The organism is Rapidithrix thailandica, assembly GCF_039710355.1.
Classification (GTDB): domain Bacteria; phylum Bacteroidota; class Bacteroidia; order Cytophagales; family Flammeovirgaceae; genus Rapidithrix; species Rapidithrix thailandica.
In genome coordinates this window covers 185941-199300 of record NZ_JBDKWZ010000003.1, presented here as the reverse complement: position 1 = coordinate 199300, position 13360 = coordinate 185941, and the positions used below count along the sequence as shown (strand labels likewise).

7 protein-coding genes and 1 tRNA gene are annotated in these 13360 nt (G+C 42.4%); 5 read left to right on the top strand and 3 right to left on the bottom strand.

Annotation, left to right across the window (positions count from 1 at the left end; all coding sequences use genetic code 11):
* Positions 1-4: 4 nt before the first annotated feature.
* Positions 5-208: a hypothetical protein gene (locus AAG747_RS06465; protein ID WP_346820329.1), complete on the bottom strand. Its 204-nt coding sequence runs from the start codon at positions 206-208 to the stop codon at positions 5-7.
* A 1022-nt stretch (positions 209-1230) separates the two neighbouring features.
* Here AAG747_RS06465 and AAG747_RS06460 point away from each other — a divergent pair.
* The 4 genes from AAG747_RS06460 (at position 1231) to AAG747_RS06445 (ending at position 7143) form a co-directional block, all read left to right on the top strand.
* A complete protein-coding gene (locus AAG747_RS06460; protein WP_346820328.1) occupies positions 1231-2484 on the top strand; it encodes a metallophosphoesterase in 1254 nt (417 codons plus the stop codon).
* Positions 2485-2765: 281 nt separating this feature from the next.
* A complete protein-coding gene (locus AAG747_RS06455; RefSeq protein ID WP_346820327.1) occupies positions 2766-4637 on the top strand; it encodes an MFS transporter in 1872 nt (623 codons plus the stop codon).
* A gap of 728 nt (positions 4638-5365) precedes the next feature.
* The gene (locus AAG747_RS06450; RefSeq protein ID WP_346820326.1) at positions 5366-6928 is read left to right on the top strand and encodes a sodium-dependent transporter; all 1563 of its coding nucleotides are present in this window, start codon (positions 5366-5368) and stop codon (positions 6926-6928) included.
* Between the two features lie 107 nt (positions 6929-7035).
* On the top strand, positions 7036-7143 hold the full coding sequence (locus AAG747_RS06445) for a MetS family NSS transporter small subunit (protein ID WP_346820325.1): 108 nt from the start codon (positions 7036-7038) through the stop codon (positions 7141-7143).
* Between the two features lie 85 nt (positions 7144-7228).
* On the opposite strand, the gene AAG747_RS06440 is transcribed toward AAG747_RS06445, so the two are convergent.
* Positions 7229-7303 (bottom strand) — tRNA-Arg (locus AAG747_RS06440).
* 219 nt (positions 7304-7522) lie between these two features.
* Here AAG747_RS06440 and lacZ point away from each other — a divergent pair.
* On the top strand, positions 7523-10702 hold the full coding sequence (gene lacZ / locus AAG747_RS06435; protein WP_346820324.1) for a beta-galactosidase, LacZ type: 3180 nt from the start codon (positions 7523-7525) through the stop codon (positions 10700-10702).
* A gap of 254 nt (positions 10703-10956) precedes the next feature.
* On the opposite strand, the gene AAG747_RS06430 is transcribed toward lacZ, so the two are convergent.
* Positions 10957-13269, bottom strand: a complete 2313-nt coding sequence (locus AAG747_RS06430) for a TonB-dependent receptor (RefSeq protein ID WP_346820323.1) — start codon at positions 13267-13269, stop codon at positions 10957-10959.
* Positions 13270-13360 lie beyond the last annotated feature (91 nt).

Below are 13360 nucleotides of genomic sequence, written 5' to 3'. Positions count from 1 at the left end.
TTTATTATAAGTAGGTTTCGCTTAACGCTTCATCAAAGACGTCCAGTATTAAAGATTTATACTTTGGTCCGTACTTGGCAATACACCAGTTTTTTAATTTGTGTATTTCTTGGTCAGACAATTGTCTTACGGCTTTGCGCAATTCTTTTTCAAACAAAATGCGATTAAAGCTCACTTTGTCCAGGATTAATTTGCTGTAGTCAAGCATAGTTTTCGTATGGTTTAAAGTTGCTAATTTAGGTTTATGTATTGGTCTTGCATGCATTCGATTTATTGCAGATTTAACCATTTGCCAGTCTTTGTCAGAGCGATATACGCTCACTTACAAAAGGGACCGGTCAGTTGAAAAAATTACCTTCAAAACAGAAGGTACACCTAAGCATAAGAGCCACACCAAAAAACCGCCATCAGGCAGCAATGTATCCCATTCGATAAAGAATTAGAGATCGCATTTTGAGAAATTAAATTGTTAATTAGGAATGTATCCTTGGGTTGTGGGGCATTCCCTATTCCTAATGATTTCATAGTTTAAGTTTGGTTTTAAATTCTCGAAAAAAACGTTTAAAAAGTAAAAAAAAATTCCATGGTATTGTTTTACGTAATTTTGCTTTGGAATGATATATCTTTCAATTTTCACAGGTTAATTTACAAAAATAAATCCGAAAAACACTGGGAATGGAGGAGGGAGTTTATGCATAACAAAGTAAAAATGCCAAAAATCTGCATCCAATCCCCATAAAACACATATATAAGCCATTAATGTAAAATTGATGTTAAAAAAGGAAGAATGGCGAACTTTGCCTGACGATAAAAGTTAATTCAAAAGTAATATATTGCTTAACATGGATACCTTTGAATAGCATATTGTGATCCCTTTTCAAGGTGGCTTGAAAAGCCGTGATAACGCTTGGGTAAACCCCTTGAATAATAAGCAACATGGCTGAACAGTTAGCGGGGTTCAACCCCTTGCTAGTTTGAATGCCTGAAACCAAATACTTGTATAATCAATGGCATATCGGTGTCAACTATTAGAAACAACTCATGAACAGAATTCTTTTAATTTTATTAATTTCTACCGTACTTTTTTTTGTGGAGTGGAGTATTTTTCAATCCCTTAAACGAAAGCTGCTAAATTCCACTACTTCTAAATTGTTCCCTTGGATTTATTGGGCTGTTTCTGCTTCTGTTTTACTGAGTATCTCGCTGTTTTTTCTTTTTGATATTGAATTCATGGAACGTAGATTATTTTATGTCCTCTTATTTCTGATGGTATTGCTTCTTATAGACTACTATGCCTTTCAAGCGGTCCGGTTAGTCATTCAGGATTTTTCCACCGTCTTCCGCAATATCATTACCTGGTCTTACTGGAGTGTTTCCGCATTGGTATTGGCCGGGGCTTGTTTGTTCTTTTTCTTGGATGCCGAATTCCTGGGGCGCAACACACGCAGTTATTTTATGACAGGTGTATTGATCAACTTGTTACCAAAGTTGTTAATTGTCATATTCTTGTTGTTGGATGATGCGGTTCGTTTGGGGAAGTGGGTGTATGCTCAACTCGCTCCTTCAAACGGAGCGATTGGAGAGGGGGATGCCATTACCCGTTCCGAGTTTTTAGCCAAAACAGGATTGGTGGTAGGTGCCGTTCCGGCTGTAGGCATGGTGTATGGGATCGTTTCGGGAGCACACGATTATCGTATCCGAAAAGTGAAAGTACCTTTGGCCAATTTGCCTTCTGCGTTTCACGGGTTTAAAATCGCTCAGATTTCCGATGTTCACTCCGGAAGTTTTTACAACAAAACGGCTGTGAAAGGCGGGGTAGAACTTTTGATGAAACAAAAACCGGATGCCGTCTTTTTTACGGGAGATTTAGTTAACAACCGTGCCTCCGAGATGAAAGACTATCAGGATATTTTTTCTAAAATATCAGCGCCACTAGGAGTGTATTCCGTATTGGGAAATCACGATTATGGAGATTATGTATCCTGGGCCAGTCCGGAAGCGCAAAAGCAAAACCTTGAGAACTTAAAGAAAACCCATGGGCGTATGGGATGGAACTTATTGATGAATGAACATCGCTTTTTGGAAGTTGATGGAGAAAAAATCGCTCTTTTAGGCATCGAAAATTGGGGTGCAAAGGGGCGCTTTCCTAAATATGGAAAATTAGCGCAAGCGTATAAAGGAACAGAAGAAGCTCCCGTAAAACTGTTGCTTTCGCATGATCCCAGCCATTGGGATGCACAAGTTCGGCCGGAGTATTCCGATATCGATATCATGTTTGCCGGACACACCCATGGGATGCAGTTTGGCGTGGAAATCCCGGGTTTGAAATGGAGTCCGGTGCAATATATGTATGAACAGTGGGGCGGTTTGTACCAAAAAGAAAACCAATATTTATATGTAAACAGAGGCTATGGCTACTTGGGCTTCCCCGGCCGGGTGGGAATGCTTCCTGAAATCACAATTATGGAATTGGTAAAAGCTTAGGTGTTAGGGATTAGTGGTTAAAGGTGGATGTACTGCTTTCCTCTTTTAATGCGGACAAGTGTTATTTCTTCTAACTGCTAATCCCGATTAATAACTGTTATCTGTTTTTTCCCCTCACGGATAACCATGATTTGTATTACCCATTCCTGTTTTTCTTCCCGCTTTTTCCCTGATTTTTACGATTATTTCATAAACTTACTTTTTAAGGTTGAAAAGGCTGTATCGTTCCGGAGTACAGCATTGTAAGGGAAAAGGCCTTGTGTGAAACTATTGCAAACACTATGGAAGTGAAAAGACAGAAAACCAGAAATCCATGGGCTTGGGTGCCTTCTTTGTATTTTGCCGAAGGAATGCCTTATGTGGTCGTTATGACCGTGTCGGTGATCATGTACAAACGCATGGGAATTTCCAATGCCGATATCGCTTTGTACACTAGTTGGCTGTATTTGCCATGGGTGATCAAGCCTTTATGGAGTCCGGTAGTCGACCTGGTAAAAACAAAGCGTTGGTGGATTGTGAGTATGCAAGTGCTGTTAGGGGCCGCTTTTGCCGGAGTGGCCTTTACCATTCCCCTTCCCGGTTTTTTTCAATATACCTTGGCCTTTCTTTGGTTACTTGCCTTTAGTTCGGCCACGCATGATATAGCCGCAGACGGATTTTATATGATAGGCCTGGATGAGCACAAACAGGCCTTTTTTGTCGGGATACGAAGTACTTTTTACCGGTTGGCTATTTTGACAGGGCAAGGCTTGATCGTAATTCTGGCGGGGTATCTGGAAAGTAGTACCGGATTAGCATCGGCCAGTGTATCGGTCAAAGCTATCAATCGAGTAGAGAACCAGGCTATGACGGGTTTTCAGAATTTTCATATTATTCCCGAAGCAGGTCCTTTGCATTTGGTGGCTGGGATGGAAGAACTTGAAATCAGTACAAATGTAGTACTTCCCGCTCAAGCAGATTCCATTTTGCATTTTGTAAAAGAATGGAATACCAAACATAGATTTTATCCCCAGGAAATACCGCAAACAGTTACTAATTCGGAAACGGGAACGGAAGTATCCTGGTGGAGTGAAAACGTATCCGGTCCTTTAGGCCAGATCCTTCAAAAACATTTCGGGCCGACTGTGCCGGTAAAAAAGCTTGAACAAACCGTTGGCAATGTAGGAGTCGTGTATTTTCACTTGTCTGAAAAGCCGAAAGAAACTCCCGTAGCAGTAAATCTTAGCTGGAAAAGTGGGGATAAAAGTATTCAACTGCTGGAAGGAAGTCGGTTCGTATTTGATAAGTTTAATTGGAATCAACCGGCATTGGCCGTTATTCAATTGGATCCTAAACTAAAGAAAGCCTCCGGTGCCGTATTTGAAGCTACTTCCGGGAATATCACTTTTGCCTGGGTCACCGTTTTCTTTATCCTGTCAGGCTTGTTAGTCGGTTTATTTCTTTTTCACCGGTTTGTTCTTCCCCGGCCGGCGGGCGACCGTCCGGCAGTCACGCAAGACGGACGCTCACCGTTTTCAGAGTTTTTCAGAACATTTGCCCTCTTTTTCAAAAAAGAACATATCGGAGTCAGCATCGCTTTTTTATTGCTTTTTCGCTTTGGGGAAGCCCAGTTGGTTAAACTGGCCGCTCCTTTCCTTTTGGATGCCCGGGAGGCCGGGGGCCTGGGTTTGACCACCGGGGAAGTAGGTCTGGTATACGGTACCATCGGGATGATCGCGCTGACGGTAGGGGGAATATTAGGGGGCTGGGTGGCTTCCCGGCAGGGCTTGAAATATTGGTTATGGTGGATGATTCTGGCCGTTAACTTACCGAATGGTGTCTATGTGTTCCTGGCCTATGCCTTACCCGACTCATTCATAACGATTTGTATCGCTGTAGCCATTGAACAGTTCGGATATAGTTTTGGCTTTACCGCTTATATGTTGTACATGATCTATATTTCCGAAGGAGAACATAAAACCGCTCATTTTGCCATTACCACAGGATTTATGGCATTAGGCATGATGCTTCCCGGGATGTTTAGCGGTTGGTTACAAGAGTTGATCGGGTACCAGCACTTCTTTATCTGGGTGGTGGTCTCGGCCATTCCTATATTGGTAGTGGCCTTTTTTGTCAAAATCAAACCGGAATTTGGCAAAAAACTGAAGGAATAGTTAGTGCCTGAGTGTATTCCAAACGGGCTTGAGTAAAGGTAAATCCGATGAAACATAACAGCGGTTTGAACGGATGTCAAAAAGGAGATCTATCAACGGATTGCATTTCAAATTCTGCTTTGAAATTCAATTATTTAAAGATTTGATAAAACTATGAGCCTTATAAAAAAACTCTATTGAAAAAAAGGTAAAAGGAGGCCCTTTTTATAAAAATCAAGCCTCCTTTTATTTGAAAAATCAGACGGTTTAGATGCCTTCAAATACCTTGTCGAGATCTCAAAAAAATATAAGGAACGAAGAGCGTTATTTGAGGTGGTTTTTACGCCAGGTACAAATGAGGTTGAATGGATTTTATACTTTGATAAGCAGAGTTTTATGAGATACTCATCCGGCTGGGAAATACGCTTTCCGAGCTATACCCCTCATGCCAGATGAAAAAGCCTCCTGTACCTATCCAATATTCGTAAATTAATCATTTATAATTGTTTACCCTTCGCGTTATCCTTATTGAAACGGTTTTAAAACCCTTCTTCCGGCCTAAAAAATATTCATTGTAAAATCATTAGTCTCTTTCCGTTTTTTTTGTTTACTTCAGGATTTTGTGGTCCCGAATTACCTATTACGGTCATTTGGCCTTAGTTGGTGCTAAGCTTGGGACGAAGGATTTGTAGTAAAGAAATATTTTTACTATGAGTCTGTGAAATTTTCGTTGAATCAAAATACATATTATGCCAATTAAAGAACAATTTAGTAGCAGATGGGGATTAATTCTGGCCTCTTTAGGGATGGCCATTGGAGCTGGAAACTTATGGCGCTTTCCCCGGCTTGCCGGACAGTACGGAGGCACCTTTATTATTCTTTGGATTCTTTTTTTACTGATATGGTCGATTCCGATATTACTGGCTGAGTTTTCGATCGGAAAGCGCTACCGCTTGGGAGTAATTGGCTCCTTCGCAAGCGCAGCCGGAAAGAAATATACCTGGATGGGTTTTTTTATAGCCGGGTGTACTTTGTGTATCACCTTTTATTATTCCGTAGTGACAGCCTGGGCGATGAATTACCTGGGCTTTTCTATTGAAAATGCCTACCATGCCCTTACCGGGGGAACGACCATTAGCCAAAAACTAGTGGAAGACCCGGAGTTTTTAAAAGCCCATTGGACGGGAATCTCCAGTAGCAGCATGACCACCGTTGTGTTACATGTGGTTGCGGTGATTATCGGAGCGGTTTTTTTGTACAGAGGTATTCAAAATGGCTTGGAAAAGGTAAACAAAGTCTTGATCCCTTTACTCTTTGGTTTTTTGATACTCATCAGTGTGCTATCCCTGAATGTTGGAAATGGGATAAAAGGATTTGAATACATGTTTACCATCCGGCCGGAATTATTCAATGACCCGGCAGTATGGCTGGAAGCATTAACGCAATCGGCTTGGTCCACCGGGGCTGGCTGGGGGTTGATGATGACCATCTCCTCCTATTCTCGTGACAATGAAGACGTATCTTTGAATATCTTTATCAGTGGTTTTGGAAATAATACGGCCTCTTTAGTTTCAGGAATGGCCATCTTACCAGCTGTATTTGCCTTAGCACCCTCAGAAGCCGCAGCAGTAAGCCACTTACAAGCAGGAAACCAAGCTCTTACATTTACCATTATTCCCAAGTTGTTTGCCGAAATTCCCGGAGGAGCCTATTTGGCTGTTTTCTTTTTTGCCGCTTTTTTAATTGCTGCCTTTAGCTCCTTGCTGCCTATGATCGAGTTGTTTATCAAACTCATGGGGGATATAGGACTAAGTCGCCATGCTTCGGCTATTCGCGCAGCGTTTTTCTGTATTTTATTCGGCTTCCCTTCTGCATATTCTCTGGATTTCTTCTCCAATCAAGATTGGGTATGGGGTATTGGATTAGTGGTTTCGGGAATGCTGATCATCTTTGCCGCTTTGAAATACGGGTTGACCAAGTTTAAACGGGAATTGATCGATACCGATTCGCAGTTTAGCGTATCTTCAATTTACTTTAAAGTTTGTATGATCATCAATATCTTTTTGGGTATGACCCTGATTTGGTGGTGGATGTCCAGAGGATATGACGAATTCCCCTGGTTCGATGCGGAAGGCAATTGGAACGTATTGAGTGTGTACAGTAATGCGACCATTATCACCCAATGGGGAGCTTTATTGGCCTTGGGATTCTTTTTAAATAAATTTTTATACAAAAAATTCAAAGAGGAGAATCAAAAAGCACTCAACCCTGAAGCCAAAGAGGCTGAAAATGTCGCCTCCCTGAGTGAATAGTAAGTGAATAAAGTAGGGACAAGTAAAGAATTATTGATTTAAGTAATTACCGGCTTTTGTTTTTTGAATGGGAAACAAAAGTTGAAACCATAAAAGACAAAAAGATTATGAGTACGGACAGTATCATCGGAATGATCCTCATTCTGGGTTTTATCATAGGAGGCTTTCTATATTTCCTCAGCAGGGCGATTCGTCAGGAAAGCCATAAGGATTAAGCAGCCTCTTTCAGGATTGAAAGGGAGCTTTTATAATAAACTAAAAAAGAACCCCTCTCTAAAGATATTAGAGAGGGGTTTTGAGTGGTGGTCTCGCTAGGAATCGAACCTAGATCCTGGGTTCCGGAGACCCATATACTATCCATTGTACTACGAGACCGGCTAATTGCAGGCGCTAATTTATAGAAAAAAACTTCTCTTCACAACGAAATTCCCATTACAGGGGAGGAATAAGCCTAAAAAAACAAATCTTGCAGTTTTTCCTCCAATTCTTCGTACGACTCACCCGGCTTTTCCATATTTCTTTGCTATAATCGTAGATGGATTCGTCATCGATATAGATGAGCGCTATGTTAAATTTTTAATTAGAAATTTACGAATGAAAAAAACTAACGTATGCTTACTACTCATGGTCTGGCTGGCGGCCATACAGACAGTAGTGGCACAGAAGCCCCTGGATTGGGAAAATCCGAAAGTGGTGGAGGTGAATAAGGAAGCCGCCCATGCTACTTTGTTCCCTTTTGAAACCCGGGATTTGGCATTGAAAAATGAAAAAGCCGGTTCGGAACACTTTCAAAATCTGAATGGAATTTGGAAATTCAACTGGGTGGACGATCCCTCAAAGCGCCCGGTAGACTTTTATCAAGAAAGCTATAACGACCAACAGTGGGGGACTATTCCGGTTCCTGGTAACTGGGAAGTACACGGATATGGTATTCCGATTTATGTGAACCACCCATACGAATTCAAACCTAAAAATCCGAATCCTCCTGATATCCCGGACGGTTACAACCCTGTAGGATCGTATCGTAAAACCTTTGAAATTCCTGAAAACTGGGATGGGAAGCAAGTGTTTATCCATTTAGGTGCGGTTAAATCAGCCATGTACATTTGGGTGAATGGCAAAAAAGTAGGTTATAGCCAAGGAAGTAAATTACCTGCGGAATTTGACATTACCAATTACATCAGAAAAGGAGAGAATTTATTGGCATTGGAGGTTTATCGCTGGAGTGACGGAAGTTACCTGGAGTGTCAGGACTTTTGGAGAATCAGTGGTATCGAAAGAGATGTATACCTTTGGGCAGCTCCCAAACAGCATATCCGTGATTATTTTGTGGTTGCCGGATTGGATAAGAATTACACCCATGGCCAACTGGATGTAAAAGTGGATTTGCGTAACTACGATCGTAAAACGGCCAAAGGAGTAAAGGTGGGCTTAGAGTTATTGGATGCAGAGGGTAAAGTAGTAATGGAACCCATTCAAAAAACAATTGACCTTCGCGGTAACCGTGAAGAACAACTTGCTTTTGAAACAACTGTTCAGACTCCTCAACAATGGACAGCGGAAACTCCTTATTTATACACACTTTTGTTAACGATAACAAACTCTAAAGGTGAAACACTGGAAGTGATTCGTAACCAAGTGGGATTCAGAACGGTGGAGATCAAAGACGGACAGCTTTGGGTGAATGGCGTGCGTATTTGGGTGAAAGGAGTGAACCGTCACGAACACGATCCGGCCACCGGACATTACATCAGCCGGGAATCTATGATTGAGGATGTGAAGTTGATGAAAGAATACAACATTAATGCGGTACGTACGGCACATTATCCGAACGATCCTTTCTTCTATGAACTTTGTGACCAATACGGTTTGTACGTAGTGGACGAAGCGAACATCGAATCTCATGGAATGGGATATAATCTGGACCGTACCTTGGGGAACAACCCGGCGTGGGAGTTAGCTCATATGGAACGAACCGCTCGTATGGTGGAGCGCGACAAAAACCATCCATCCGTGATCATCTGGGCTTTGGGTAACGAAGCTGGAAACGGGGTAAACTTTTATGCAACATATGACTGGATCAAGTCGAGAGACAAAACCCGTCCGGTACAATATGAGCGGGCTATTTTTGAACGCAATACCGATATCATTTGTCCTCAGTACCCTTGGAAAAAGCGTATGGTGGATGCTGTGGAGAAAAACCCGGACCGTCCTTATATTATGAGTGAATACGCTCATGCGATGGGGAACAGTGTCGGGAATTTCCGTGACTATTGGGAAGAAATCATTCCGAAGTATAAAAACATGCAAGGAGGGTTTATCTGGGATTGGGTAGACCAAGGTTTGTTGAAACGGAATGAGAAAGGCCAGGAGTTTTATGCCTACGGAGGCGACTACGGACCGGAAGGAATTCCGAGTGATAATAACTTCTTGAGCAATGGCATCATTATGCCGGACCGTACTCCAAATCCTTCGCTTTATGAGGTGAAACATGTGTACCAATATGTAAAAGTAAAAGCAGCCGACTTGGCAAAAGGTATGGTAGAAATCGAAAACGGATACGATTTCAAAAACCTGAAAGACCTGCGTTTGGAATGGTCGGTAATGGCGGATGGAAAAGCGATTGAAACCGGTACGATCGAAGATTTGGATGTAAAAGCGCATTCGAAAAAACAGTATCAAATTCCTTTCTCAGCTATTGAAGCGCAAGCAGGAGTAGAGTACTTTTTGAACTTGAGTTTTAAAACCAAAGAACTTAACGGATTAGTAGCGAAAGGGCACGAACAAGCTTTTGAGCAGTTGGCTTTACCTGTTTCAAAAGAAGCTTTCCCATTGGCAAAAGCGGAAATTAAACCGGTGGTGTTAGACGAAACTTCGTATGTAGCTACGGTACGTGGAAAAGGTTTTGCCGTACAGTTTGATAAAAACACCGGAAAACTGATGTCTTTCAAATATTTAGGGACCGAATTGGTGAAAAAAGCTCCTCAAATCAACTTCTGGCGCCCTCCGACAGATAACGATTTTGGCGGTAGATGGCATCAAAAATTGAAAGTTTGGAAAGAAGCAGGGCAAAAAGCCCGTCCTACCAAAATTGAAGTGAAGCAGGTCAACGAAACCGAAGTACAAGTTAGTACTGAGTATTCGATTCCGGCTGATAAATCTACTTGTGCAATTACTTATCGCGTGTTGGGAAGCGGAGATGTAGTGGTGGATTACCAGTTTAATCCCGGAGAAGGGGAATTGCCTATGATACCCAAGGTAGGAATGCAAATGGAATTGCCTAAAGAATTTTCCAATATGAAATGGTATGGCCGTGGTCCGCACGAAAACTATTGGGACCGGAAAGCCGGAGCGGCCGTAGGCTTGTATCAAGGTACGGTAGCGGAGCAGTTCCACCCTTATGTACGTCCGCAGGAAAACGGAAACAAAACCGATGTGCGTTGGATGGCCTTGTCTAACAATTATGGTGTTGGCCTGTTGGTAGTGGGAGAATCTGCTTTGAGTATGAGTGCCTGGCATTATAAAATGGAAGACCTGGATCCGGGAGATGTACGTACTCAAACTCACTCCGGTGAATTGGAAGAACGGGATTTGGTCACATTAAATATCGATCATAAGCAAATGGGAGTAGGTGGTATTGACAGTTGGTATTCTACGGCCTTGCCGGAATATTCATTGAAATACCAGACGTACTCTTACCAATTCCGCTTGCGTCCTTTCTCCCGGTACGACAAAACTCCGGAAGAACTCAGCCGTCAGAAAGTAAGTGAATAACTTTTAGGTTGAAAATTAAAAACAGGCATCCTTGATGAGCATTCCTTTAAATAGCTATCGCCATCAGTATTTAGGGGAAAAATGTGAGTGGAGGTAATTCGCTAAGAAAATATCAAATAATCCTCCATTAGATCGGGGAGGTGAAATATTAGGTATTGAACTAGCTATTCTGTAACTAATTTCAACCGTTTTATAAATGAAAAGCCGGCCATTGGCCGGCTTTTGCATATTGGCTTTCGAAGAGCTATCCGGTCTTACCGGACTGAGTAACTGATACCAAAAAATCCGCGTATACCTTGAAAAGAGGTATACACATAGGTGGTATCAAAGATCAATGCTTTAGGGTTTTCTGAGGTTGCTATCGGATTGCCTGCATTATCAAACTCCACTTGTTTATTAAAAGGATCATGCGGACGGGTAATTGAATAAGAAGGAGGAACGAAGTTGAGTAAGTTCTTCACCCCTCCGTAGATCGTCAAACCGTTGTTAAAATTCTTACTGATTTTAATATTCTGAATCGAATAGGTATCGGAGAATTCGCTACGGTTGTCCCTCTCATTCTGTAAAGGAAGCTTCATAGGGCCGTATATATTGCCGGAATAGTCGATGCTAATTCCCGGTTTGTGGAAGGTATAGCTCAATGCCCAAGTGCCACTGACGGTTTCGGTAAGCAATTGTTTCTCCCGGTGATTTTTGCCTTCATCGTCTTTATCCATTGTATATACATCCATCAACGTTACTCCGAAGTTGGCTGTCAAAGGGAATTCAAAGGACAGGTCTGCGTTCAGCGATACCCCCTGGGATACGGCATAGCCATCCAGGTTGCGGTAAAAGATTTTGGTTTGGCTGGTTTCGTAATCCGGGATGATTTTGTTAAAGAAATAGGTGTAGAATGCACTTGCATCTAAAGTCAGGATTCCTCCGGGAATATCGATGAATTTCTGATAGTTGAGGTTTACATTATAGGAGCGTTCCGGTTTTAAATCTTCTTCCAGTACCACATCCCGGGTTCCCGTAGTAGCTGCATGATCTTCTGTGAATAAGTTGACCACCCGGTAACCGGTTCCGGCACTCAATCGCAAAGTATTGTTGCGGTTAGGAGACCATTTCAGATTAAACCTGGGGGTAAAAATATTTCCGTGATCGGAATTATAATCGTACCGCATCCCCAAGAGGATTTTTAACCTGGAGTCTAAAGTGATTTCATCCTGAACAAACAAACCCGGTAAGTAGGTTTTGTCCGGCTGGTTGGTGTTATTTGCTTCGTCACCGTTTCGCGTGGCAGCCGTATTGTCATCATAGTATTGGTAACGGAAGGCACCTCCCAACAATAAGTCGTGCTTGCCCAATTGTTTGTCCCATAGCAATTGCCCGAAACCGATGCGCTGTTGGGCAATATACGCCTCGTCACCGTATATGGAATTTTGTGAATGTGAATTGAAAGAATAACTGAACATCAGGTTTTCGGAGTCAAGGGGCAATTGATAAGTTCCGACCAACTCATACCGCTCGGTATAGATCGATTCTCCGTAGAGCTCAGTCCCGCCACGGTACGATGAGTTCCAGTCCATTTCAGCCCCCCAACGGTCTTCGTATACATAGCGTCCGGCCAAGGTGGCAACGCGGTTGTTTTTCCGTTCAAAACTCCATTTGTTAAATAAAGAGAGTCTTTTGGCATTGGTCAGATCGGTATAGCCGTCTCCGTTTCTGTCGATGGGGTTGTCATAGTGGAAATAATTAACTCCGGCCATAGCAGTGGCTTTGCCTACTTTGAAGCGTGTCCCAATATCCGTATTGACCTCTTGCCAGTCGGTGGCGAAGACATCCACGGCAAAGCGGGGCGTTTTGTCCGGCTGTTTGGTAATTACATTGATCAATCCGCCCACAGCTTCCGAACCGTACAAAGTAGAGGCAGGACCTTTTACGACTTCAACCCGTTCGATCATACTATTGGGAATTCCGTTGAGTCCATATACGGAAGACAAACCACTGACAATCGGCATCCCATCGATGAGCACCATGGTATAAGGGCCTTCCATTCCGTTGATATGGATATCTCCGGTATTACAAATCGAACAGTTCACTTGCGGACGCACTCCGTTAACGATTTGTAAAGCCTCAAAAAGGGCCGGGGTGGGGTTTTTCTGAAAATACACCGGGTTGTACACCTCTACCGGCACAGGCGATTCCAATTTGGATACTTCTTTCAACGTACCTGAAATCACCACTTCCTCCATCAACTCACTGGACTCTTCCAACGTGTGATTGACAACCAACGGCTCACCGGATTGAATCCTGATCTCTTGCCGGTGTGTTTCGTAACCCACCGCACTGATTTGTAGCGTATATTTTCCATAGGGAATGTTTTTAATCTCATAATGACCTTGCTCATCGGTAATAGCCCCCAGGTTGGCTTTGAGCAAACCTACATGAATAAACTCTGCTGCTTTTCCTTCAAAGGAAATCTTGCCCCGAAGGCTGCCTTTACTTTGTCCATAACTAATGCTTATACAAGAAAGCAGAAACAGCCCCGCAAACATCAAATGAAAAGTAGTGTTTCGAACCATGTTGTAAGTGTGATTATTAAGTATTTTTAATTGTTCTAAATAAATTTTAATGCTAATGTAAATATAAAATTTAGACAAGGCTAAAAATAAG